Here is a 24,525-nt window from a genome sequence, read left to right as displayed (position 1 = left end):
TGAGAGATGTGGCTTCTTCGACGTCGAGATTCGCGCTGGCCGCTGGTGTCGTCGCGGTGATGGGGTCGCTGGTGATGTGCGGCAGCGACAATCCCGATCCGGACAACTGCCTGCCGACGCAGGGAGCGTCCCGGACGCCGAACAGCCTGCGCGGCGCCTCCGGTAAGAAGGTGCAGCCGATGGTGACCGGCACGTATACGTTCACCTCCGGTTTCGGCCCGCGGTGGGGCGGGCAGCACAACGGCATCGACCTTGCGGCCCCGATCGGCACGCCCTTCTACGCACCGATCGACGGCATCGTCGTCGCGGCCGGGGATTCCGGCCCCGGTGATGAGGGCGGTTTCGACAACTGGATCATCGTCGACTCGCTCACCTCGAACGGGCAGACCATCTCGACCGTGTACGGGCACATGTACCCCGACGGTGTGCTCGTCGACGTCGGCGATGAGGTGCGGGCCGGCGATCTGATCGGCGCGGTCGGCAACGCCGGTGGCTCGACCGGCCCCCACCTGCACTTCGAGGTCTGGCCCGGTGGCCGGCTCGACGGCGGATCCCCGATCGACCCGATGGGTTGGCTGGCCGATGCAGGCGAGCTCGATGCGCCCGAGCAGGGCCAGGCCACGCCGAACGTGCGGCTGGTAGCGGCCGAAACCTCCCTCGGTGCGGGCTGCGCCGGATTGGCTCGCCCAGGTGGGAGCACCCTCGAGGCCGGCTCGGTGCCCGAAGAGTTCCGCGAGTGGATCCTCGAGGCGGCACAGACCTGCGACGCGATCGACGCACCCCTGCTCGCCTCCCAGCTCTACCAGGAGAACAACTTCCGCCACGGCCCGAGCTCGCCGGTCTCTCCCTCCGGGGCACGCGGACCGGGCCAGTTCATGCCCGCCACGTGGAGCGGAATCGGTCAGGACTACGACGGCGACGGCGTGGCAGATGTGAACTCGATCGGCGATGCGGTGATGGCGATGGCCGACTACGACTGCCAGATGTGGGAGCTGACGCAGCAGTGGCTTCGTGAAGGGAAAGTCCACGGTGACGGCACGGAGCTGATGCTCTCGGCCTACAACTGCGGCCCCGGCGGCACGCTCGCCTCCGGCGGGGTGTGCGGCAACGCCGAGACCACCGGATACGTCCGCGACATCATCGCTCGCCGCCCCGACTTCGCCGGGGTCGACCAGGCTCCGCGGCCGCCGGTGACCAGGTCACCGGTCGTCGATGCGGCACTCGGGTGGCTGGGCACCGAGTACGCCTGGGGCGGCGGTGATACCAGCGGCCCGACGCGCGGCATCCGTGACGGCGGTGTGGCCGACGCGCACGGCGACCACAACAAGATCGGGTTCGACTGCTCGGGCCTGGTGCTCTACGCAGTCGCCCAGGCGACGGACGGACGAATCGTTCTGCCGCACCAGGATTCGGCTCAGGTGAGCGATCCTCGTGGGACACCGATCACCACGTCCTCGGACTTGAAGCCCGGAGACATCGTGCAGCCGTATCCCGGCCATGTGTGGATCTGGCTGGGGGACAACAAGGTTGTGGAAGCGCCCCAGTCGGGCGGGAAGGTCCGGATCACCGGCTGGACACCACCGGAGAATGTCAGAGCCATTCGATTTATCTGATACACAACAGTTTTCATACACCAGGACATCGGGAACGATGAGACACCAGAGAGAGGGCGCCACGGCTGTGAGCGACGAATGGGACAAGGCGGAGGCAGCGGTCCGCAGCCTCGGATCGACCCGGAAGGTCGAGGAGTTGACGGCGTCGGATCTGCGGGCATGGGCGTCGGAGAACACGCTCATGACGCGCACCCAGTGGCCGAAGGTCAAGCGCGAGCTCTACAAGCAGTTCGACGTGGACTACGACGCACTGCGCGAGCGTGAGCAGCGCGAACGGGCGCAGGCACTGGCGGCGGCCGCGGCGGCCGCGCCGGTGGTCGGCTTGTGGTCGGCCGGCGACGACCGTGGCTCGTTCGCCGTCGTCGGCGACGCGGGCACCAGCGAGGTCGCCTGGTACGGCTCGTTCCACAAGGACGATCGGATCTTCCGGCCCGGCGATCAGGACTCGGCCGATGAGGCCAGCGCCGGTAAAGCCGTGTTCCTCGCTGCGAAAGTCCGCGACCACCTCGAGGTCGAGGCGGTTCGGTTGCGTCTGCGGGTGAGCAGTGAACGCATCGACGGGGTGAAACTGGCCGATCTCGCGGCGAAAAAGCAGGTCATCCTCGACCTCGAGGTGACGCCCACCGGAAATCCGGCCGAGCAGTGGTGCCTCGAACCGGGCTACGGCGAATGGCGGGCGATCCGCCTGTCGGATCTGGTGGTGGCCGAATGATCCGCCGACTGGCACTGATCGGCGTCCTCGCCGGGGCCCTGACGGTGGCCGGATGCAGCTCCGAGACCAACCAGGATCAGACCACTACGAACTCGTCGGCACAGCCGTCCTCGACGGAGGCATGGCCTCCCACCGAACCGGCTGCGCCCACCGAGCAGTCCACCCCCGCTCCGGCAGCACCGACGGTGGACACCTCCGACCCAGGCGAGCTCGGCCGCACGATCGTCGAGACCTGGTTCACCTACGACACCCGCACCGACACCAATCGCAACGACGCGCCGGTGCGGGCCGCCGATCTGGGCGTGCTGACCGGCGAACTCGACGCGCAGGTCCGCGCCGATGTGCAGATCCCGGTCAAGGCCACCGGAGGGTGGGCACAGTGGGCGTCGCAGGGCGCGACGGTCACCGCCGTGGCGGTCGAGGTCCCCAACCAGGGCCAGGCCAACACCGCGACGAAGTATCACGGCATGTACGAGGTGACCAGCACGGTCACCGATTCCAGCGGCACCGAGATCGGCACAGACGTGCAGTACGTCGCCGTGGTGCTGACCGACAACGGCGACGGATGGCGCGTGTCGTCCGTCACCACCCTGTGAGGTGAGCGTGATGGCTGACATCGCTGACTACAACCACGAACCGACCATCGACCCGCGTCGGCTGCGGCTACGCCCGAACCGTCCCGCTGTCGAACCCGAACCGGCCCCGGCTCCCGAGCCTGTAGCCGAGGACATCGCCGATCCGTACGGGGTCGGAGTCGATGCTCTCGCGGCCGTCGACGAGCCGATCGCGCCGACAGCAGTGCCGCCCACCGGGCACGGCGCGTTGTTCGACGAGGCCGCCTCACCGGCGCTTTCCCAGCCTGCCCAGTGGAGTTGGCGGGGTCGGATCAATGCAGCTCTGGGCACGAAACTGGCCCCGAAGGCGGCCTCGGCAGAGACCGGCCACCGGGCGGCGGTCGAAGCGATCCAGCGAACGCTGCCGGGTTCGGGCACGGTCGCTGTGGTCAACACCAAGGGCGGAGCTGGCAAGACTCCGACGACGATTGCGCTGGCAGCGATGCTCGGTAAGCATCGCGGCCGCGGGGTCGTGGCGGTGGATATGAGCGAGGCCGGCGGCACCCTCGGCATTCGCGCAGCGCGCACCGCACCCATCGAACGCACGGTGTGGGATGTCCTCGACAACGCATCGCGGCTGATGTCGGCCGACGTCGAGGCGGGGGAGCTGGCGGCGTATCTGCGGCTCCAGCCCACCTACGACGAGATCCTGGCCGGGGACACCGATTCTTCCTACGACGACATGCTCGGCGAGGACGAGTGCGCGGCGTTGGGAGCGGTGCTGCGTCGCCACCGTGACCTGCTGATTGTCGACACAGCCACCACTCCGCAGGCCGGGGCGTGGCAGTGGGCGGTACGGCACGCCGATGTGCTGGTGGTGCCGCTTCCGATGCGCCGGGACATGGCGCAGCACGCCTACGCGATGCTCGACGGCCTCCGTAAGCGAGGCTTCGAGCATCTGGTGCGTTCGGCGATCGTGCTGCTGTGCGCGACGCCGGGGTCCGATCCGAACCTCGAGACTGCGATTGTCGACGAGTTCGACTGTCTCGGTGTGCAGACCTACGTTCGGGTCCCGTTCGAGCCGGTCTTCGCCACCGGTGAGCGGATCACGCTCGAGGCGTTGTCGCAGAGTTCGATCATCGCGTGGACGAATGTCGCGGCGATGGTGACCGATGCGCTGGCCGAGGCCATCGTCGAGCGGCAGGCCGGACTCCGGCAGCAGGGGGTACCGGCTCCGACTGTCGCCCCGGAACCGGCTCCGCCGACGTTCGCGGCGGACGTTCCGAGCTTCGTAGCGCCCCAGCCCGCCCCGGCTCCCGAGTCGGTTCCCGCAGCCGAGCCGTCCCCGGCCCCGGTAACCGAATCCGCTGCCGCTCCTGCTGTCCGGGTGCCTGAGACGGACCCGGCTCGGGACCTGCCCCTGGATTACCGGCCCGCCGCCGAGGCGGCGGAATCGGACCCCGAGGCGGAGGCCTCGAGCGAATCAGCCGCTGAGGTGCACCAACCGCCGGCCCCGGCGCGACGGCCGCAACCACCGAAGCCGTCGAGCTTCGATCCCTACGCCTGACCTTCTATGTGAGAGGAACCCTGTGATGTCTCGCAATACCTCGATGCGGTCGCTACCTCGTAGCGTGGCCCGTGCTGCGTCCCTATTGTCGGCCACGATCGGCACGGTGTTGCTCACCGCCGGTACCGCCTCGGCGCAGACCGACAATCCACTCGACGGAATCTCCCCTGATCTGGGGGTGTTCGGTCCTACGTTCCAGAGCACCTGGTCGCGGATTGCGGGCGGTATCTGGGGTGCGGTCCTGGCGGTATCCGCAGTCAACCTGATCATTTCGCTCTACAAGATCCGTAAGGCTCGTGCCGGGGGGTACCAGAGCGAATTGAGCGATTCGATGGATTCGGCCAAGACCGCTGGTGTGGCGTTCGGTTGCGTGGCAGGAGCCGGGATCATCGTCGGCGCCATCTTGTTCGTCGTCAACGGTTGATAGCCGATCTACCAGCACTGTCAGGAGAATCAGATGGCACCCGATTTCAGCTCGATCAAGCCGGGCTCGCAGCAGTCGCCCCCGGCAACAGCATCACCGGCGCCGGCATCCTCGGCGAGGACGGCAGAGACCAAAGGATTGAAGGCGGCGTTCGGCAGACTGCCCACGTGGTTCAAGTACGGCCTGGTGATCCTGCTCGTGGTGACGATCCTCGGGAGCATTCTCGCGGGGCTGGGCGGCGGTAGCTCGGAGTCCGACACGGTGCGGACCGGGCACGGCCCCAACTCGATCACCAACGGTGTGCCGCATGGCTACGACCACACCGAGGCCGGTGCGCAGACCGCGGCCGCCAACTTCGTGCAGGCGGTGAGCCAGATCGCCCTCGGCCGGGTGACCGCCGCCGACTTGAAAAACAACCTGGTCGGCGACGGCGCCAGCGATGCTCTGGTTGCAATTGTCGAGGACAATGTCTCGCACTCCGAAGACACGGTGATGAACAACATCCCGGTCCTGGTCAACGTCACGGACTACTCGGATGACCGTGCGGTGGTGTCGGTGTGGGCGGTCTCGGCGAGCCAGAGCGATCTGAGCGGCACGGGCAAGGTCAGCGTCCTTACTGTCTGGTCCACGACCACGGTGACCTTGGAGTGGGAGAACGGGGATTGGAAGGCCGTCGATTGGGCGTTCCGTTCCGGACCCGAGCCCGAAGAGGTCTCGTTCCCCGAAGGGGATTCCACTCTCGCCGAGTTCGGCGCGAACGGCCTCTACACCTTCTTCGTGGAGTAATCGTGCGATCCCTTGTCCGTACTGTTCTTGCGGTGTTGCTGGCGGTGCTGGCGTTGGCCTCGAGTGCGACGGCCGCGTGGGCGCAGCCGCTCAGTGGCGCTGCCGAGGGGTGGCCTGCCGGGATGCCAGACGAGCTCAAGGAGTTCTTTCCCGGTCACCCGGAGTTCGAGGCGGCCGGGTGGTCGACCGATCCGGCGTGTGCGGACAAGGGTGGCGACTTCGGGCAGTATCTCGCGCAGTACCTCCGCTTCGACCAGCAAATTCTCTACTGGGCGTCCCCGGTGACGCAGCGCATCGCGCAGTACGCCGAGCTGATGGGTGTCTCGGAGGACGAAGCGAAGCAAGCGGTGCTCGATGGCAAGGCTCCGACCACCTGGCCGGCATCCTTCCCTGGTGGCGATCCGGAGTTCTCGCCCTCGGCCAAGGTGTGTGCTGCGGATCTGGCGAAGTGGTCGGAGCCGGGCGGGAACCACTGGGGATTTACCTGGGCGGCAGCACCCGACGCCGGTTCGATCGCAGTGATGAAGCAACAGAAGTGGGTCGACAACCTGCCGGACGACATTTTCGAGAATCCGTGCAGTGACCACGAGATGCTGTGCAACAGGGCCTATTTCCTCGACTGCGACAAGACTTCAGGGCCGGATGAACTCGTTCAGTGCCGCGCCTGGAACACGCGAGTGGGGGCGATGTTCGGCGGAATCTGGAACTGGAAAGAGCAGAACACGGACTTCGCCGACCGGTTCCTCGATCTCGCCAGAGTCGGTGGTGTGGTCCTCAAGGCCGTCACACCCCTTCAGATCCAGCTCGGCGTCGGCCTCGGCATGGCGGCCGTCGACAAGGCCAGTGATGTGGTCGCGTTCATCGCGGATCCGGGCAGCGTGATCGACGACTGGGCCAACAGCACCAAGGAAAGCGCGGTGTCGCTGACCACCTCGGTCCTCGAGGGCTTGGCGAACATCCACGAGTTCAACCCGCGGGATGAGGGTTTCCTGCGGTGGTACGCGGTCAGTTGCGGAATCGGGGTGTTCGTCATGTCGATCACCGCACTGTTCACGATCTACCGAACCTCGGCACAGAAATCGACACGAATGGAACTGGCGCACAGTCTGATCGGATATGCCCCGTTGGGTGTGCTGTCGATGATGTTCGCCCCGGCCGCCGCCGAAATGCTGGTCCAGCTCTCGCACGCGCTGACTACCTCCCTGTCCGGCCTGCTCAAGCAGGACTTGGAGCAGGCGGTGGTGTCGGTGTCGGCGATGCTCGGAGGCATCACGAGCGACACCGTCGTCGGTGGCTCTCTGACCGGCATCGTGTTCTTCGGGTTGTTGTTTCTCGGGTCGTTGGCGTTGTTCTTCGGCATGTTGATGCACGCCGCTGCCTTGCCGATCCTCGCCGGCCTGACCGGTGTCGCGTTCGGATTGTGGGTGCATCCGACCCTGCGGAAGAAGGCGATGCGCCCGATCTTCGTATTCATCTCGATCGTGTTTTCCAAGCCGGTGATCTTCCTCGGTCTGGGGTTCTTGACCACGGTGCTGATCGACAGCAGCGCCGGGGCTTACGTCGACGGTGACCTCGCATCGCTCGGTGCCTTGGCGATGTCGGCGGTGTGCATCGGACTGGTCGGGCTCGCACCGTGGTCGCTGCTCAAGTACGCCCCGTTCATGCCGTCAAGTGAAGATTCGGAAGGCTTCGGCGATACCGGCTCGGCGACCGGACAAGGGCTGGGCGGCACGTTGCAGACCGCGCAGATGGCGATGATGGCCCGCGGCGGTGGTGGGGGTGAGGTCGCTGCGGCCCGCTCCGCCGGGGCGGCACACGCCCATCCTGTCGGCGGCGGGGGCGTTGGTGGGGGAGTGGCCTCCACCTCGAACGGGTCGACGTCTCATGGTTCGGCCGGGTCGACCTCCCACCAGCATTCGGGTGTTACCGCAGGTCATAGCGGTAGTGGGCACGGTGGGGCGAGCACCCGCAAGCTCATGGGGGCGGCCAAGGGCATCTCCGGCACGGTCGCCTCGGCCGGGGTCGGGGCGGTCATGGTCGCCGGGACGGTCGGCGGTGCGGCACTGAACAAGGCGGCGCAGGCAGCGCAGAGCGCTCCCGAGCGGGCCGAGGGCATGGGAGATCAGTGATGAGTGACAGTGAGCAGCGCACCTCGATCCTCGGGTCGGAAATTGCTCGCCGGGGACTGATCCCTGTTCCCGAACCGGTGCTGTTCGCCTATGCAGCGGCGCTGATGGTCTCGATGTTCCTGTTCGTCTTCTTCGGATCGACGATATGGACGCTGGCCGGTGTCCTCGCGGTGGTGGGCGGCACGCTGTGGGCGACCACCGACTTGGGCGGTCGCCGGTCTTGGGCGGGGGAGAAGCTGCACCGGATCCGGGATCGGCGGCGGCGAAAGCACGGTGAGCATGTCTATCGGGCGCCCGGTGATGAGTTGTATGGGGTGCTCGGGGCCGATCCGGGCTGGGAGTTCCCGGTGCCGCTCGGGGATGTCGCTCCGCTGGATCTGACCGATACAGGTCTCGATGACATGTTCATTCTCGAGCACCGGACGCCTGGTGACAACAACTACTACTCGGTGGTGCTGTCGATTCAAGGGCTCGCCGAAGGACTGCGCGGCGCGGAGGAATGGGCGGTGACCTCGCAGGCGTTCTCGCGCACGCTGGCCTCGTTCGCGCGCCGATCCTCGCTGCTGAGGGGGCTGGAGATGGTGCACCGCTCGGTGCCGGCCGATCTGACTCCGCACGTGGCGTGGATGGAATCGGTGGTGCGTGCGAATCCTCATGCACACCGGGTGATGCCTGCGGTCGAGTCCTACGGACAGCTCATCGACGGTCTGGCCCCGGAGTCGGAAGAGCATCGTTGCTACGCCACGCTGATCTTCCCGAAGTCGGTCGAGTTGCTGTCGGCGGCCGGAGCGGTCGCCAAGCGTAAGGGCGTAGAGGTGAGGGCCGGTATCGGCCAGGTCATCGTCGAGGAGACGATGCGGGCGGTCGGCGCGCTGACCTCGGCTCGTCTCGGGCAGGTGCAGGTGCTCGGCCAACAGCGTGCCTGTGCGGTGCTGCGCTCGATGCTCGATCCGTCGTATGCGCTCGATGCTCACCGTGGCGCGAACTGGGGCAACTGCTGGCCGTCGTATGTCGGTGGGGACCTGTCGGTGCGGGTGTCCGACCGATGGGATACCCGAGTCGGGTTGATCCGGCCCGGCTCGATCGAACCGATCCCGCTGCACGCCGAATGGCTCTCGCCGCTGTTGACCGGCGTCGACCCGGACCCCGGCGATCCTGTCGAGAGGATTCCGGCCCAGCCGACGATCCGCACGGTGAAGGTGCGGATGGATTTCGTCGATGCGGTCAAAGCGCGCCAGGTGGCACGCAAGGACGCGACCGAGGACGCAGCACGCCAGTACAAGGAGCGAAAGAAGGGCCAGGTCACCGACGGTGCCTCGGAAGTCATGGCGTCGGCATCACTGCGTCGCCGCGAAGACCTCAAGCCGGGATCGGGACACCACGGGGTGATCTGGTCGATGGCAGTGTCCGTCACCGCACCGGATGAGGATGCCGTGATGCGAGCGTGTGCGCGGCTCGAGCAGGCCGCCGACCAAGCCGCCATCAAAGAGTTCACCTGGTTCGACGACAGCCACGATGTCGCCCAATTCCTCACTCTGCCGCTCGGTCGCGGACTCGCGGCCACCAAGTACACCCGGGCCAAGGGGGTCTGATGCCGTCACTACGCAACCGCACAAAGGGCGCTGCACCTGCGCCGACCGCTCCGGAAAGGGATCAGGTGGACACACCGGTGGTTCCTCGTCGACGGCCACCCAAGCGCAACAAGTGGCTCGACCGGTGGGGCTGGTACGAGCCTCGCCCGGAAGGGGTGTGGTCGACGACTCGGCAGGCCGAAGCGCTGAATCTGGCGACCACCCGCAAGAACGTGCGGCACGAAGGGCTCGTCTCGGGCCGCAACCTGATGTCGAACGCGCTGGTCATCACCGATCCGTTCGCGCTGTACGGCAGTGAGATCGAAAACATCAACGTCGCGGTGGTCGGTGATATCGGCAAGGCGAAGTCCTCACTCATCAAGACCACCCTGGGGCTGCGGCAGATCGCGGCTGGCCGTCAGGTCGTGGTGATCGACAAGAAGCGTCAGGGTGATCGCGGCGGCGAGTACACCGAGCTCGCCAAGGCGCTGGGGGTGCCGTCGATCAGGTTCAAGACCGGCGGTGACGGAGCGCGGCTGAACATCATGGACCCGGCGATTTCGTCGTCGGTGACCACCTCGGGCGGCATCGTGCCGGCCGGTCAAGAGGTGCTGATCGCCGCAGTGCTCGAGGACACCATGGGGCGGTCGCTGGTGCAGACGGAGATCGCGGCACTGAACCTGGCGCTGCGGCTGGTCAACGAACGCGCCCGCAACGCGGGCACCGAACCGATCCTGCGTGATGTCGCCGATCTGCTGCTGTCGACGCCGGAGGAAGCAACGGCGACGTTCGGTCAGGTGTGGGAGAAGGAAGCGTGCCGGTGGGGTCGTGATCCGGGCCTGGCGCTGCGACAGCTCTGCGAAGGAGATCTACGCGGGTTGGTCGATCAGCCGACCTCGGCCGATGTCCGTCATGCACTCGACCATCCGCTCGTGCACTTCGACGTGTCCGAGCTGCCCAATAAAGGACCGGCGCTGCGGGTGGTGATGACGGTCATCAACACGTGGCTGTCGAACGTTCTCGCAGCTCGAGCATCCGAGCACAAGCAGACCATTCTCATCGTCGAGGAAGGCTGGCACATCGCGGAAGGCTCCACCGGGCGAGTTTTCCGCGACAACATGAAACTCTCTCGCGGCCTGGGCCTGTCCACGGTCTCGGCGTTCCACCACATCGCCGACCTACCGGCCGATTCCCCGGCGCGGGCGCTGATGCAGGAAGCCGGGATCGTGTTCCTGTACGGACAGGATCGGGTGGACGACGCCGAGCAGACGGTCCGGATGTATCACCTGCCCGACTACTGCGTCGATCTGCTGATGTCGATGCACAAGGGGCAGTGCCTCGTGGTGATGGGCAAGTCCGATCCGGTGCTGATGAAGCACGAGCGGTCCCCGCTCGAGATCACCCTCACCGACACCGACGAGGTCATTCGGGGCCAGGCGAGCACGCTGGTCGGGCAGACCCGGCTCCCGGACACTCTCGATGCCGAGGCGATGGCTGAGCTGGTGGGGGCGGTGCAGTGAACGAGCGCGGGCAGCAGCGGCCGACACAGCCGGTGATTCCGGTCGGTACTGGCCTGGTGGTCGTGGTGATCGGCGGGGTCCTGTGGACGGTGTACGTCGGGGGCGCGGTTGCCGGCCTGGTGACCGGGGCGGGTCCGGTGTTCCCGGAAGGGCTGTACGGCACGTTGTCGGTGCTGCGGGCATTGGTGCTCACGCCGGGCGACCCGACGGTGGGCTGGCCCGAGGATTCGCGGCCGGGCTCGGCGGTCGCGGTGTGGGTGTGCCTGATCGTGGCGATGCTGGTCTATGTCACCGTCGTGCTCGTGATCGACGGGAAGGTTTCGGCACGTCAGCGCGCTCAGCGGACGCGCCAAGAAGGGTTTGCGGACCGGGCGGAGCTGCGGCAGCGCGGCCTCGATCGCAAGAGCGCAGTGAAAGCCGCGAAGACGAACCGGGCGAGCTTGGGTGATACTCCGGCCCGCAAGATCGACGCGCACCAGGTGGCGACCCGGATCGGCACGCTCTACGGCGAGCATGGCAAAGATGCCGAGGTGTTCGTCCAGTACCGGGACGGCACGCTGGTCGAGGGTCCGACCGGATCGGGCAAGAGCTGGCGGTTGGCCTGGCAGCGGATCGTCGAGTCGGTCGGGTTCGTGCTGGCCACGACCACCAAACCTGATCTGCTGTGGTCGACGGTCGGGCAGCGGTTGGCGTCCGGCCCGGTCGAGGTGTTCGACCCCGAGGGCATCACGCGGTGGCCGACGCCGATGCGGTGGTCCCTGCTGGCCGGCTGCGCCGACCCGGACACGGCGATCCGGCGTGCCGATGCGCTGGTGCAGGCTGTTCCCCTCGGCGATACCAAGAACAGTGGGTACTTCTCGACGAACGCAGCGAAGTACCTGCGGTGCTGTCTGTATGCGGCGGCGGTGTCCGGTGGGGATGTGACCACCTTCTATCGCTGGGCGATGCAGCGGCAGGTGCCGAAGGTCAAGGAGATTCTGGACCGGGATCTGCCGACGTGGAGCGTGGAGTATTCGCAGCTTGGTGGCTCGGGATCGGATTCGGTCGACGATGTGATGTCGACGGTCTCGACGCTGCTCGATCCCCTCGCCTCACCGAAGCTGATGGCGGCAGTCAACGTCACCGCCGATGAGTCGGTGAACCTCGCGCAGCTCATCCGCGACGGAGGGACACTGTATCTGATCTCCGAAGGCTCCTACGGCTCGAGCGCACCGATCGTCACGGCGTTAGCAGCGGAGGCGTATTACCTGGCCAAAGAGATTTCGCGGGAGTACCCCGAGGAGAGAATCGACCCTCCGGTGCGGTTCGTTCTCGATGAGGTCAACAACGTCGCGCCCATTCCGGATCTGCCCGACAAGGTATCCGACAGCGCCGGGCGAGGGATCTCGATCTGGGCGTTCTGCCACGGTCAGGAGCAGAACATCCGGCGGTGGGGTCCGAGCGCGGGGAAGATGTTCACGACGAACTCGCCGGTGCGGATCATCCTGCCCGGCCTCGGTGATGTGAACGAGCTCGAGCAGATCTCCCGATTGACCGGTGAGCGCGAACAGTGGTGGTCTCCGACGCAGGCTCCTCGGCAGACGAAGGTGATGACCGCCCCGGAGATTCGCGGAATGCCGGCTGACCAGGCATTGATGATCTACCGGGGTGCGGCTCCGGCGCGGGTCCATCTCCCGCTGGTGTGGGACATTCCGCACTGGAAAAAGCGGGTGCTCGACTCTCGAGAGGTCTACAACTGGGTCTGCGAGACGGGGGAGCTGCCCGATTGGGCTTGGTCCCGCACGGGCGGGGAAGTGGTGCTCGGATGAGCGGGTACACACCGGGCCGGCTGTCGTGGCGGCATCTCGACCAGGAACAGGCACAACAGTTGTGGGACGAGTTGATCGACTGGGTGGAGTGGTTTCGCGGCTGCTACCGGCTCACCGATCGGATCAAGGGCTGCTGGTATCGGCACCCGAAGATGGTTGAGGAACTGACGGCGGCGATGTCGGCGCACAAGGTCGCCTACGAACAGCTCGGCGACGGTCAGGTGCATTCGTGGTCGCCGGGAAGCTGGCACTACCAGGTCTATCAACCGCTTCTGCAACGGCTGGCGGGCAACTCCGACGAGTTCGGCGACTGTATCGACGGGCGTTGTGAGCCGCCGTCCGTGCAGGTCACGCTGCTCGAGGGGGCGCGGGAGTGGATCGCGGCCGACATCGCGGCGCGGCCGACCCCGGTCGCGGCGGCGGTCGCCGCGACCGGATCGCTCCCGGACTCGGGCAACGGGGCGGGGCCTGCGGTGATCGATGCTGCGCGGATGGTCGAGCTGATCGATTCAGGCGACGCCGAACCGGTCGATCCCGACGATGAGTTCGGGCCGGTCTTGTATGACAGTCACGTGTGGGAGTGGCCCGACGATGACGATAGAGAGGGGTACGTACGAACCTAGAGGCTGCCGACGAATGCGAAGACGGTATCGACACCGGCCGTCCCACCAATCAAACTCACGATCCACGCCGAGAGCAGGACGGCGGACCGGGCAGGTGTCGTCGCAATGTTCGCGTCGCCGCGTCCCGCCATGCAAGCTCCCGGCGTCCGGTAGACCTGAGTTAGGACATTTGGCTTAGTACCCCGCTTCGAACCCGAGGCGAGACAGAATTTCCTGGTCGGCGGCCGGGATCTGCGGCGGGAAGTCCTGGACGGCGGCGTTGACCGCGATCGTCGAGGTCCGCAGCGGCCGCAGTTGCTTGACCACTCGTGCGATCGCGACACCGGTCCGGTCCTGAACACAGCGCGCGACTGCCAATGCCGCGAACACGATGGTCAGGTGTGCTTCGATCGCGTCGCGGGTGCGGTGGAAGATCGGCCGTGCCCGCAGATCGGTCTTCGACATGCGGAACGACTGCTCGACATGCCAGAGATCGTGGTACTTGGGGTAGCCGTAGCATTTGCCGAAAATCGGGCGGATATGGCGTAGTGCCCGGTCGGTGATCCGCTCGGCCTGTTGGGTCGAAACGATCGTCTGTCTCGCCACCGGCTCCTGGCGGGCGCGGCGTATCCGCCCAGCTCGCCGACGATCCGATTCGGGCCAGAACTCGTGTGGGACGTAAGGGCCCGCAACCCAAGGTTGTCAGGAAGTGCAAAGTAGCGGGATCCTGACGACAGGCTGGTGAATTCTCAGGCTCGTGGTGCAGCACTGCTGACGATGCGGTGGATGGTGGAGCGGCCGACGCTGTATTCCTCGGCCAGGTCCGCCAGGCTCGCGTCGTCGGCGGGGTCGTGGTAGCGGCGGTGGATTGTTTTCCGTGCCGTGAGAGGAAGTTTCGGCTGCTTGCCCTTGAGCCTGCCTTTCGCGCGGGCCTTGGCCATGCCCTCGCGGGTGCGTAGGTGGTTGAGGTTGGCCTCGAATTCGGCGACCATGGCCAAGGTTTGCAGGAAGAGCTTGCCGAACGGGTCGTTCCAGTCGTAGATCGAGCTCCCGAGTCCGAACAGCACCTCGCGCTCGCGCAGTTCGGTCAGGGTCTGGCCTGCTTCGGCCATGTTGCGTGCGAATCGGTCGAACTTCGGCGTGGTCAGCACTACCTGTCGCCCGTCGATGGCCGCCGCGGCGGAGGTGACGGCGGCGAGTGCGTTGTCGAGCCCGGCCCGGTTCTTGCGGGTGGTCCCGGAGAACCCTTTGTCGATGAAGATCCGCTCACGCGGCACTCCGAGCGCCAATAGCTGCTCGGTTTGGATCTCGACGTCTTGTTCGTCGGTGGAGCAGCGGCAGTATCCGACGCGGAACGGCTCACCCATGCCGAAAGTGTTCCAGATAGCGGGGGTTGACCGGCACAGTCAGCGGAACACCTCTACGGAACACCGGTGAGCTGGGCCGACGTTGGCTCTGCGTGGTGTTCCGGTGGCCGATCCGGTTACGGAACAGGTCAGGGGGTGTTATCGGTGTGTGGGGGTGTGTTGTGGGTGAGGAAGTGGTTGACGTCGACGGTGAGGAACAGGGCGGTGGCGGTGGTGATCACGTGGGCGTGGTCGTTTTCGATGGTGGCTTGCAGGTGGAGTTTGCGGCCGTCGCGGGCGTGGATGTGGGCGCGGAGGGTGTAAGGGGTGTCGAGCAGGATCGGGGCGAGGTAGTCGATGGCAAGGTGGCGGGTGACCGCGGGTTCCCCGACGGTGTAGAGCAAGAGTCCGAACAGTTCGTCGAGGACGGTGGCGACCGCGCCGCCGTGGGCGATCGCGGGGGCGCCGACGTGGCGAGAGTCGAAGCGGTGGTGGGCGTGGACGCCGTGTGCGTCGCGGCGGGCGCGTAGCTGGTGGCCGTGGGGGTTGGCCGGTCCGCAGCCGAGGCAGTGGTCGTGGTGGGGTGGCAGGTCGGCGGAGTCGGGTGCGAGCACAGGGAAGGCGGGAATCCAGTCCGGGACCTGTCGGGGCTCGGGTGTATGGGTGCTGGGTGTGTTCTCGGTCATGGGCGCTTTCTGTGGGGTGTGTCTACCGTGCGGTGGTGAAGAGGATGTCGCAGTGGGCTTTGCGGGCGAGCTCGATCGGTGGGGTAGTCAGCAGCCGGGCCAGCAGCGGTGGCCGGTGGGGATCGGCGGTGACAATGAGGTCGGCGCCGGTGGCGGCGGCCAGGTGCAGCAGCGCGTGCGGGGCGGGTTCGGACAGGATGTGGGTTTCGATGTCGGTGGCGCCGTGGGCGAGGGCGTGCTGGTGGGCGGTCCGCAGGATGGCCTCGGTGGGAGTGGTGCCGCGTAGCTGGTAGGCGTCGGGTCCGAGCCGGTCGAGGTCCGCCCCGAGCTCACGTGCGTCGATGTGGTGGCGGGCGCAGATGATCAGGAGCCGGGCGTGGGTGGCGTGGGCGAGTTCGGCGGCGTGGTCGACCACACGGTAGGAGCGGTCGGATCCGTCGGTGTCGACGATGATCGTGCGATAGGCCGTCATGACGGGCGTCTTTCACGAGAAGGGAGCGTGTTTTGCGGGGGAAATGGTCGAGATGTATCGGCGGCGTGGTGCGCGGCCGGGGGCCAGTACTGCCAGCACGATCGCCCCGACGGTGGTGAGGGCGGCCAGGGCGAGCGCGGCCTGGCCGCTGCCGTGCACGAACGCGGCCTTGGCGAACTCGGCCAGCGGTGCGGCCACCGGTCCGGCCTGGTCGGCGACCTGCAGCGCCGCGGCCAGGGAATCGGCGACCGGGCCGCGGGCGGGCTCGGGCAACTGGGGCAGGGCGGGCTGGATGCGGTGGGTGTAGCCGGCGGCCAGCACGCTGCCGGCCACGGCGATCCCGATCGCGGCGCCGATCTCGCGGGCGGCGTCGTTGACCGCGGCGGCGACCCCGTGTTTGGCCTCGGGGGTGTCGGCGACGATGGCATAGGTCGCCGGCGCGGTGCACAATCCCAGGCCCGCGCTCATGATCAGCAGCGGCCACAGCAGGTCGAGGTAGTGCGCGGCGAGTGTCAGCCGGCTCACCAGCACCAGCCCGGCGGCGATGGTGAGCAGGCCGGCCACGGTCATCACCCGTAACCCGACCAGGCTCGACAGCCACGGCGCGATCACCGAGATCACGACCAGCGGCACCACCATCGGCGCCAACGCCAGCGCCGAGGCCAGCGGCCCGTAACCGAAGACCAGCTGCAGGTACTGCACAAGCAGCAGGAATACCCCGAAGGTGACCAGGAACTGGATGGTCACCGACAGCGACCCGGCACCGAAACCACGGCGGGCGAACAACCGCACATCCAGCAGCGGCGCCGCCGAGCGCAGCTCGACGACCACGAAGGCCGCCGTCGCGGCCACGCCGACCCCGGCGGCGGCGGCGACGAGCGGGTCGGCCCAGCCGCGCGCGGGGAACTCGATCACGGCGAACACGATCGCCGCGACAGCGACCGCCACCGCCACCGCGCCCACCCAGTCCACCTGCGGATGCTCGCGCTGGCGGGACTCGGCGATGGTGCACGCCAACCCCGCCAGCACCGCCCCGGCCACGGTCAACCCTACGAACACCGATAGCCACGACCATCGTTCGAGCAGCACCCCGGCACCGAGAATCCCCAGTATCGCCCCGGATCCGGCGACCCCGGCCCATATCCCCACCGCCCGGCCGCGATGAGCGGGGGCGAACCCTGCAGTGAGGATCGACAGCGTCGAGGGCATCACCAGCGCGGCGCCTGCCCCGGCCAGCGCGCGCGTCGCGATCAACCAGGCCGGGTCGGACAGCAGCAGCGGCAGCGCCGAGGCGGCGGCGAACACCACCAACCCCACCACCAGCACCACGCGGCGCCCGTAACGGTCACCGACGGCGCCGGCGGGCAGCACCAGACACGCCAGCACCAGCGTGTAGCCGTCGACGATCCAGGTCAGCTGGGCTTGGGTGGCCCCGGTCGCAAGCGCGATCTGCGGCAACGCCGAATACAACGCCGCCATCGCCGCGACCACCAGCGCCACCGCCAGGCACGACACCGCCAGCATCCACCACTGGGCCCTGGTCCAGCGGGCGATCTCGACAGTGTCCGTTCCGGGTGTGGCCACCGGCACCTCCCCGACTTTGAAGACCAACGGTATCTGTACGAGACCATTCGTATCATAGTGGTTGGGGGGTGGGATAGAGTTCACCCATATCAAGAGTTCAACGACACGAATTCGGAGGAAGGCGCGTCCATGACCGACCCAGGCCCGGCGGCGACCGACCCGCTCGCAGCGGACGACGAGCAGGCCGATCCGCGACTGGCGCGCTCACGCAACCGGTTGCTCGACGCGGCCACCCATCTGCTGTCCACCGGCGGTGTCGAGGCGGTCACCGTCGAGGCGGTCACCCGCGTGTCGAAGGTCGCCCGCGCCACCCTCTACCGGCACTTCGGCAGCACCACCCAGCTGCTCGCGGCGACTTTCGAACGACTACTTCCCCAGGTCGACACACCGACCGGCACCGGGCCCGTGCGTGAGCGGCTCCTGGCGCTGCTCGCCAGCCAGGCCGACCTCATCGAACAGGCTCCGGTGCAGATGACCACCCTGGCCTGGCTGGCGATGGGTTCCATCGGCGAGGACCACCCCGACCCGGCCGCGGTCACCTCGCTGCGCGCGCGCGTCATCGAGCAGTACCGCCACCCGTTCGACCAGATCCTCACCAGTCCCGAGGCCCGCGCGATGCTCGGCGAGCTCGACACCACCTTCGCCATCATCGAACTCCTCGGCCCGATCGTGTTCGCCCGTCTCACCGGATTACGCAGCATCGACCACGACGACTGCACCCGGCTCGTCGACAACTTCCTCACCGCCCACCGAACACCCACGCCAGCAGACACCGCTATCGACATCGCCACGCCGTAACCACGGGCCCCGGTTCCGCGCGGTCAGAACAAGGTGTCGCGCACCCGCAGCGGCCGGTACCCGGTCGGGCCCAGCTGGGCCAGCTCGGCGTCGATGTCGACCTCGATCGCGCCGAAGAAGTTGATGTTGGCACTGTGGGCCGGGCTGATGTGGGCCAGGACCTCGTCATCGATACGCTGCCCGGTCCGGCGCATCTGCTCGACAGCGAACCCGTAATACTCTGTGGTCCAGGCGATCACAGCGTTGGTCGTCAAGGTCAGGCACCAGGCCTGCTCGGTCTGGTCCTCGAGGTGGCGCGCCCGGATCATCCCCTCATGGGCATAGAGCAGGTCGCGGCGCAGCGCGTGCAGCGACTCGCCCTTGTTGAGCTGCCGCGAGATCTTGCGCCGGTAGTCCGGATCGGAGAGGTATCTCGCGGCGTAAATGGTGCGCCGCAGCGCCCCGTACTCCTTGAGCGCCGCGGCCAGGGTGTTCTGCCGCCCCGACGCCGACAGCTTGCCGACCAACAGCGACGCGGTGGCGTGCCCGAACTTCAGCGATCCGGCCAACCGCAGCAGATCGTCCCAGTGCTCGGCGATCAAACCCAGGTTGGCCTTGCGGGTCATCAGCGGGCCCGCGTGCGGGAACCGGGCCTCGGCCTCGGCGCGCGGGCCCGGCCGGTACAGGGTGATCCGCCCCAGATCCCGGATCCGTGGCGAGAGCTGCATCCCGAGCAGGTCGAACAACCCGAAGTTGACCAGGGTGACCCCGTGGGTGTCGGTGGCGTGCTCGGTGATCGGCAGATCGGTGGCGTTGCCCAGGATCTCATCGAGCACGTAGTGGGCTTCGCGTTTGGTCGCCACGATGACCTTGGTGCCGTAGGTGGCGTGGGTGTCGCTGACATGGGTGTAGGTCGACAGGCCCTCGCTGGCGAAATAGCGGCTCAACGGCCGCGCCGTGGTCGACTTACCGCGCGTCGGGAAACGCTGCCCGTCGCTCGACGACAGTGTTCCGGCGCCGAACACCGCGGTCAGCGGCAGCCGCTGGTGGTAGCCGACCAGTACCAGGTTGGCCGCGCGCAGGGTCTCCTCGCGCACATACCACTCGTCGGTCCAGGCCAGGATGTCGTAGGTGATTCCGCACGCCTCGGCCATCCGGGTCAACCCCAGGTTCGTCGAGTGCGCCAGCAGTACCGCGATCAGGTTGCGTTTGAGCTCCGGCGTCCGGGTGGCCTGACCGCCGGCGTGGGTGAAGCAGTCCAGGTAGCCGGTGCGTTTGTCCAGCTCGATCAGCAGCGACACGATCGGCGCGAACGGCAGCATTTCGGTCAGCTCGGCCTTGAGCGTGATCGCCTCGGCGGGAACATCTTCCGCGCTCAGCGGCGAGATCACCAGATCCCCGCCCTCGTCCAGCCGGACCGGGCCGTCCCCGCCGGCCAGCACCTCCTCCAGCTCACCGAGAGCGTCGTGCAGTTCGGCGACCACGGTGGCCAGCGCGACGCCAGGATCGGCGGATCGCCCGACCAGGCCGCAGAACTCAACGCGTTGCGGTTCCCACTGCCCGGTGGTGAGCAGGTAGGCGGCCGGGTCGGCGTAACGGCGCGAGCCCGGCACGAACACATCCCCGCTGCGCAACCCGTCACGCAATCCGAGCAGCACACACAACTCCCAGTAGTGCCGATACGCGGTCGCGCTGCCGGATTTGCGGGCCTCGTCGAGGTAGCCGCGCCACTTCATCGGCACGAACCCGGTCGGGGCGTCATCGAAGACCTTGCGCCGCCCGGTCGCGTTCAACTCGCGCAGCATGTTCACCGCGATCAGCAACTCGGTCGCGGCGGTACCGCCGCAGAAGCGCACCGCTTCGAGCACCGCGGGGGTGAACTGACGCAGGTAGTTGTAGGAGGAATCCAACGCCGCCAGATGCCCGTGATCACGCGGCAACCTGGGCTTGGCCTGGGCGATCGCCGCGCGCAGGCGCTCCCACCCGATCTTCTCGCCGCGGATCAGCGCACCGATCTCCTCATCCGGAACGCCGGGGTCGGTGACGATTTCCAACAGATCGTCCAGCAGCGCCTGACGGTCCTCTCCAGTCTTCCCTCGTTCGGCCAGCCGCTGCTGCATCTTCCGTTCGGCAGCACCGAATTTCACCGAGATCGCCTGATCGAACAACGCCACGACCTCATCGAGGACATCGGTGCCGGACTGGGCCAGCACCGTGAGCAGGATCGGATACCGGCGTTGCGGATCCCGACGTTGCAGCGCTTGCGGACTCAGGCGCCGGCCCATCGTGGCCAAAAACCGGCGCCGCTCGGCGGGCAGCACCGACATATCCAGCCGATCAGCGCCCAACCCGCGCAGGAAACCCAGCTTGTCGACCTCGGCGCGGACCGCGGCCGCCGAGGCCTCCACCGGCCCGGTCGACAGCCACCGCAACCGCGAGATCCCCAGCGAAGCGTCGGTGACAAGCAAGCCGTCCAACTCCGCGCACCGCGCCGCAGTGAACTCGTGAGCGAGCCGGTCATAGGTTTCGGTCTGGGCCTGGTGGCGGGCGTGGGCGACCCGCTCGACCACGGTGACCGGGCCTGGCCGGATCACCTTCGCCGAGATCAGATACTCACACGCCAGCCGGAACAGCAGAGTCGGGGAATCGTGCTCCATCGCCCGCGCGAGCAGGAACTCATCGAGCTCCTTGAACTCGAGCGCACCGACCGCACGCCATCCCAGGTACCGCGCGGCCAGGCGCACATGCTCGGTGCGGGTCTTGGCTCGCCTGCCGTAGGCACCGATCACCACCGGATCCAACCGCAACTGCTCGGCGACACGAGCCACCGCCACCGGCGGAGCCGTGACCAGCCGATCCGGCACGAATCCCAGCCACGGCAGCGTACACAACGCGATCGCCAAGCCCAGCCGCTCGGCTGGGCCCCGGCCCCGGCCCGGATCCACGAACGCCAGATCCGCAGGCGTCAGCGTGAAGTACCGGAACAGCTCCTCGCGGCTGATCTCCGGGAATCCCCGCAGTCGTTCCAACTCCTCGTCCGCGAACATCCGCGTCGCCACGACCCCAGCCTCCACCAGCACCGACCAACATCATCATCGGCAGTCAAGCACCAACCAGTCGACAGCGCATGCCGAACTCGAAACCCCGTGCCCACCAGTCGGATACGCCAAATCCGCCCGATTTCCGGCGGATGCTACGGCTACCCCTACTTGCCGATCACCTCACCCGGTTCCATCAGCGTGACCGGAATGTTGGTCACGTATCCCTTCAGGCCGACGAGGGACCGGGCCCTGCCCAGGGCGGCATCATCGAGTTGCTGACCGGCCGTGGTGGTCTTGACGAACCGAGTGGCCTTGGCCTTCTTCGTGCCGTCGACGACCGCCTTCGCCCGCGCTTCCTGCGCATTGAGGGTTTGGTTGTCGCGCACGGCGCGTTTGCGGGTGTACTGCCAGATCGCCCGCCACGAGGTGGGGTGCCGCACCGGATCCCAGACCGGTTCGGCTCGTCTCTTCACGGTGTTGACGACACTGCGTGCGTGCCGGGGTGTGACGGTGTCGATGATCTGCCCATCGGTGAACACATCCGCCGTGCCAATGGAAATGAGATGTCAGATCGCCCGGGGCTTTCGTGACGCGGGATCCGACGATGAACTTCAGACCCGCCTCGTCGAGCGCGGTCAGGTTCGAGGCGGAGAGCATGCCGGCGTCGGCGGCGATAACCATCTCCACACCGTCGATGCCGTGGCGGGTCTGGAACTGGCGCACGATCGGGATCAGGGTGTGGGTTTCGGCCTTGTTGCCCTCGAAACAACCGATCTCCAAGGGGAAGCCGGTGCGGTCGACGAGCAGTCCCACCACGATCTGTGGATCGACCCGCCGCTCCTTGCTGTAGCCGACTTTGCGGAGGTCGTCTTCCTTCTCGGCCTCGAAGTACAAGGTCGTCACATCGAACAGCAACAACCCCAACCCGCCGGTGGCGGCGGCGTACTCGAAGCATCGGTGGGCGATCCGATCCCGGTAGTCACCGGTGAGGATCTGCGCGAGATGGCGTTGAATCGTTTTGTACGACACGGTGTCCGCGCCGAGGTCGTCGAGGACACGCAGGGCGTCGATCTTCGAGGTCGGTTCGACGATGCGTGCGATCACCAGATCCTTGAACACCGCATCGTCGAGGACGTCGAAGCCGAGCCGGTCGTAGACCGAGGCGAGTACGTCGTAGAGCAGCCGGGCGGTGGTGCGCACGGTCCGGCCCGGACCGGCGACCTCCCGACCCGCCGTGGGCGGCGACACGGATAGCTGTCCGGTGCGCCAGTCGGCGACGTCGGTGATCTGCTCGACCGGTGACGGTACGTCGAGCTCGAGCATGCCTTGGTCACCGTGCAGGAGGTTGCGGGATCTTTCGAGGAGGATGCCCAGCTCGACGTCGGTGTGCGCGGATCCGACGTGCGCGATGATCTCGTGCCGGCCCCGATGTTTGCGCACGACCTGCACCGCGACCGCGCCGGATGCGGTGCGCACTTTCCGCACGAATGCCACCGCCCGAACCTACCCGCTTAGTGTCCCGATCGGCTTTCGCGGGATCACGAAGGCGCAGGTGACGAGCCTGCCGAGCTTTCTACTCGCCAGTAATGTCCTAACCTGAGTTGCACCAGTTTAGTGTGCCAACCCTGATCGACGATTCGAGATTTCGAGGGAATCGAGGATGCTCGCGGCGTCGGCGGTGAGTGGATCGAGGGCGGTGTGCTCGTGGCCGGCGATCGAGATTGTGATTTCCTGCAGTGGACGCAGGGTCCGCACGATCTTCCGGATGGACATCCCGGTCTCGTCCTGCAGATAGCGTGAGATCGCCAACGCAGCGAACACGATGGTCAGGTGCGCCTCGATCGCATCCCGGGTGTGACTGAAGATCGGCCGGGCCCGCAGGTCGGTCTTCGACATCCGAAACGACTGCTCGACCTGCCACAGGTCGTGATACTTCGCCATCACCTCATGCGGGTTCATCACGTGCGCAGGAAGGTTCGTGGCGTAGCCTTTGAGCCCGACAAGGGAACGGGCCCGGGCGATGCCCGCCGTATCGAGGGTCTTGCCCTTCGCGGTGGTCTTGACGAACCGCGGCGATCGTGCAGCTCGGGTGCCGTCGATGACGGCCTTCGCCCGAGCTTCCTGAGCGTTCAACGTCTGGTTGTCCCGCACGGCGCGTTTGGCCGAGTACGCCCAGATCGCTCGCCACGCTGACGTGTCGGCGGGGTCCCACACCGGCTCGGCACGACGGTTGACATCGTTGACCACGCTCTTTGCGTGTCGCGGGGTGACCGTGTCGATGACCTGGCCGTCGGTGAACACGTCGCCGTTCCAGTGGAAATGACTGGCCAGATCCGAGGGTGCTTTCATCACCCGGGAACCGACGATGAACTTCAGTCCGGCAGCATCGAGGTCTTTCAGATTCGAGGCGGACAGCATGCCGGCGTCGGCAGCGATGACCATCTCCACGCCCTCGATATTGTGACGAGCCTGGAACTGGCGCACGATCGGCACGATCGTGCGGGTCTCGGCGTGGTTTCCTTCGAAACAACCGATTTCCAAAGGGAATCCGGTGCGGTCGACCAGCAGCCCGACGACGATCTGCGGGTCCACCCGACGTTCCTTCGAGTACCCGACCTTGCGCAGTTCGTCTTCCTTCTCTGCCTCGAAGTACAAGGTCGTAACGTCGTAGAGCAATAGGTTCAGGTCGCCCGCGGCGGCGGCGTGTTCGAAGCAGCGCTGCGCGATCCGGTCACGGTAGCCATGCTCGGTGCAGCGCTGCAGGGTCCGCACGAACGTGTTGCGGTGTGCGGGGACGATGCCGATCTCGCCGAGCACGCGACCCGTGTCGCTGACCGAGGTCGCTTCGACGATGCGGGCTGCCACCAGCTGGAAGAACGCCTCGTTGTCGATCACATCGAACCCGAGGTGCTGCCACGCGGTGTCGATGACCTCGATCAGCCAGCGGGAACGCTTGCCGGTGATCACCGATGCCCCGCCGGTACCCGCCCCCAGGTCGAGATCGAGTTGCTGCTGGCCGGCAAGAAGTTTCTCGCGGGCGGTCTCGAGCAGAGCGGCGAGTTCACTGTCGGTATGCGCCGAGCCGAGGTGCTCGAGCACCTTGTCTCGGCGGCCTTGCTTAGCTGCGATCTGCACCGCGGTCGCGCCCGACGCGGTGCGGACTTTGCGGATGTAGGCAGCCACAGAGCGGGAGTCTACCGAGCCGTTAGTGTGCCATTTCCCGAACCCGCACCGCTGTCACCAGCACAAACGCCGGATCCGTCCCGAGAATCGGCCAACCTGGTGCAACTCAGGCCTAACTCAGGGTAGACATCGGCAAGCGGTACGCAGTCA

At 66.9% G+C, this 24,525-nt stretch carries 18 protein-coding genes and 2 pseudogenes; 12 read left to right on the top strand and 8 right to left on the bottom strand.

The window, feature by feature from the left end; all coding sequences use genetic code 11:
- The first annotated feature begins 8 nt into the window (after positions 1–8).
- The 11 genes from AIIKEEIJ_RS17570 to AIIKEEIJ_RS17520 all read left to right on the top strand — a co-directional run bounded on the left by AIIKEEIJ_RS17570 (position 9) and on the right by AIIKEEIJ_RS17520 (position 13,307).
- A complete protein-coding gene (locus AIIKEEIJ_RS17570) occupies positions 9–1,613 on the top strand; it encodes a peptidoglycan DD-metalloendopeptidase family protein (protein WP_338020976.1) in 1,605 nt (534 codons plus the stop codon).
- 37 nt (positions 1,614–1,650) lie between these two features.
- Complete coding sequence (locus AIIKEEIJ_RS17565; protein ID WP_202917181.1) at positions 1,651–2,325, top strand: hypothetical protein; 675 nt, start codon at positions 1,651–1,653, stop codon at positions 2,323–2,325.
- Positions 2,322–2,921, top strand: coding sequence for a hypothetical protein (locus AIIKEEIJ_RS17560; RefSeq protein WP_161996241.1), 600 nt, complete (start codon positions 2,322–2,324; stop codon positions 2,919–2,921). Before AIIKEEIJ_RS17565 ends, AIIKEEIJ_RS17560 begins: the two co-directional genes overlap by 4 nt.
- A 10-nt stretch (positions 2,922–2,931) precedes the next feature.
- Positions 2,932–4,446: a nucleotide-binding protein gene (locus AIIKEEIJ_RS17555; protein WP_161996240.1), complete on the top strand. Its 1,515-nt coding sequence runs from the start codon at positions 2,932–2,934 to the stop codon at positions 4,444–4,446.
- Between the two features lie 106 nt (positions 4,447–4,552).
- A complete protein-coding gene (locus AIIKEEIJ_RS17550; RefSeq protein ID WP_225623901.1) occupies positions 4,553–4,870 on the top strand; it encodes a hypothetical protein in 318 nt (105 codons plus the stop codon).
- 33 nt (positions 4,871–4,903) lie between these two features.
- Positions 4,904–5,656 (top strand): hypothetical protein, encoded by a 753-nt coding sequence (locus AIIKEEIJ_RS17545; RefSeq protein ID WP_161996239.1) that lies wholly within the window; start codon positions 4,904–4,906, stop codon positions 5,654–5,656.
- Between the two features lie 32 nt (positions 5,657–5,688).
- Positions 5,689–7,785 carry a hypothetical protein gene (locus AIIKEEIJ_RS17540; protein ID WP_338020975.1) on the top strand — a complete coding sequence of 699 codons (2,097 nt, stop codon included), beginning with the start codon at positions 5,689–5,691 and terminating at the stop codon, positions 7,783–7,785.
- Positions 7,785–9,377, top strand: coding sequence for a hypothetical protein (locus AIIKEEIJ_RS17535; RefSeq protein WP_161996238.1), 1,593 nt, complete (start codon positions 7,785–7,787; stop codon positions 9,375–9,377). The genes AIIKEEIJ_RS17540 and AIIKEEIJ_RS17535 overlap by 1 nt, the downstream gene beginning before the upstream one ends.
- 77 nt (positions 9,378–9,454) lie before the next feature.
- Positions 9,455–10,876 carry an ATP/GTP-binding protein gene (locus AIIKEEIJ_RS17530; protein WP_338020974.1) on the top strand — a complete coding sequence of 474 codons (1,422 nt, stop codon included), beginning with the start codon at positions 9,455–9,457 and terminating at the stop codon, positions 10,874–10,876.
- Positions 10,877–11,172: 296 nt separating this feature from the next.
- Positions 11,173–12,684 carry a type IV secretory system conjugative DNA transfer family protein gene (locus AIIKEEIJ_RS17525; protein ID WP_338020973.1) on the top strand — a complete coding sequence of 504 codons (1,512 nt, stop codon included), beginning with the start codon at positions 11,173–11,175 and terminating at the stop codon, positions 12,682–12,684.
- Positions 12,681–13,307, top strand: coding sequence for a hypothetical protein (locus tag AIIKEEIJ_RS17520; RefSeq protein WP_161996237.1), 627 nt, complete (start codon positions 12,681–12,683; stop codon positions 13,305–13,307). Before AIIKEEIJ_RS17525 ends, AIIKEEIJ_RS17520 begins: the two co-directional genes overlap by 4 nt.
- Positions 13,308–13,481: 174 nt before the next feature.
- On the opposite strand, the pseudogene AIIKEEIJ_RS17515 reads toward AIIKEEIJ_RS17520, so the two are convergent.
- From AIIKEEIJ_RS17515 to AIIKEEIJ_RS17495, 5 genes and pseudogenes are all read right to left on the bottom strand, one after another.
- Positions 13,482–13,790: pseudogene (locus AIIKEEIJ_RS17515) on the bottom strand (IS1634 family transposase); the annotation flags it as partial.
- Between the two features lie 245 nt (positions 13,791–14,035).
- Positions 14,036–14,653, bottom strand: coding sequence for a recombinase family protein (locus AIIKEEIJ_RS17510; RefSeq protein WP_006553200.1), 618 nt, complete (start codon positions 14,651–14,653; stop codon positions 14,036–14,038).
- Between the two features lie 128 nt (positions 14,654–14,781).
- Positions 14,782–15,318 carry a PaaI family thioesterase gene (locus AIIKEEIJ_RS17505; RefSeq protein ID WP_006553199.1) on the bottom strand — a complete coding sequence of 179 codons (537 nt, stop codon included), beginning with the start codon at positions 15,316–15,318 and terminating at the stop codon, positions 14,782–14,784.
- A 22-nt stretch (positions 15,319–15,340) separates the two neighbouring features.
- The gene (locus AIIKEEIJ_RS17500) at positions 15,341–15,790 is read right to left on the bottom strand and encodes a universal stress protein (protein WP_006553198.1); all 450 of its coding nucleotides are present in this window, start codon (positions 15,788–15,790) and stop codon (positions 15,341–15,343) included.
- A gap of 12 nt (positions 15,791–15,802) precedes the next feature.
- The gene (locus tag AIIKEEIJ_RS17495; RefSeq protein ID WP_039583601.1) at positions 15,803–17,374 is read right to left on the bottom strand and encodes an MFS transporter; all 1,572 of its coding nucleotides are present in this window, start codon (positions 17,372–17,374) and stop codon (positions 15,803–15,805) included.
- A 129-nt stretch (positions 17,375–17,503) separates the two neighbouring features.
- Here AIIKEEIJ_RS17495 and AIIKEEIJ_RS17490 point away from each other — a divergent pair, with 129 nt between their 5' ends.
- Positions 17,504–18,172 carry a TetR/AcrR family transcriptional regulator gene (locus AIIKEEIJ_RS17490; RefSeq protein WP_006554624.1) on the top strand — a complete coding sequence of 223 codons (669 nt, stop codon included), beginning with the start codon at positions 17,504–17,506 and terminating at the stop codon, positions 18,170–18,172.
- A 23-nt stretch (positions 18,173–18,195) separates the two neighbouring features.
- Here AIIKEEIJ_RS17490 and AIIKEEIJ_RS17485 read toward each other — a convergent pair whose 3' ends face one another.
- From AIIKEEIJ_RS17485 to AIIKEEIJ_RS17475, 3 genes and pseudogenes are all read right to left on the bottom strand, one after another.
- Positions 18,196–21,210 (bottom strand): Tn3 family transposase, encoded by a 3,015-nt coding sequence (locus AIIKEEIJ_RS17485; protein ID WP_039583599.1) that lies wholly within the window; start codon positions 21,208–21,210, stop codon positions 18,196–18,198.
- 149 nt (positions 21,211–21,359) lie between these two features.
- A pseudogene (locus tag AIIKEEIJ_RS17480) lies at positions 21,360–22,686 on the bottom strand (IS1634 family transposase); the annotation flags it as partial.
- Between the two features lie 117 nt (positions 22,687–22,803).
- A complete protein-coding gene (locus tag AIIKEEIJ_RS17475) occupies positions 22,804–24,375 on the bottom strand; it encodes an IS1634 family transposase (protein WP_029547282.1) in 1,572 nt (523 codons plus the stop codon).
- Positions 24,376–24,525: the final 150 nt, after the last annotated feature.

This window comes from Rhodococcus sp. YH1, assembly GCF_009939605.1.
In the GTDB taxonomy this organism is placed as follows: domain Bacteria; phylum Actinomycetota; class Actinomycetes; order Mycobacteriales; family Mycobacteriaceae; genus Rhodococcus; species Rhodococcus aetherivorans.
The sequence above is the reverse complement of the archived record's forward strand: the minus strand, read 5'-3'. Positions and strand labels throughout refer to the sequence as shown.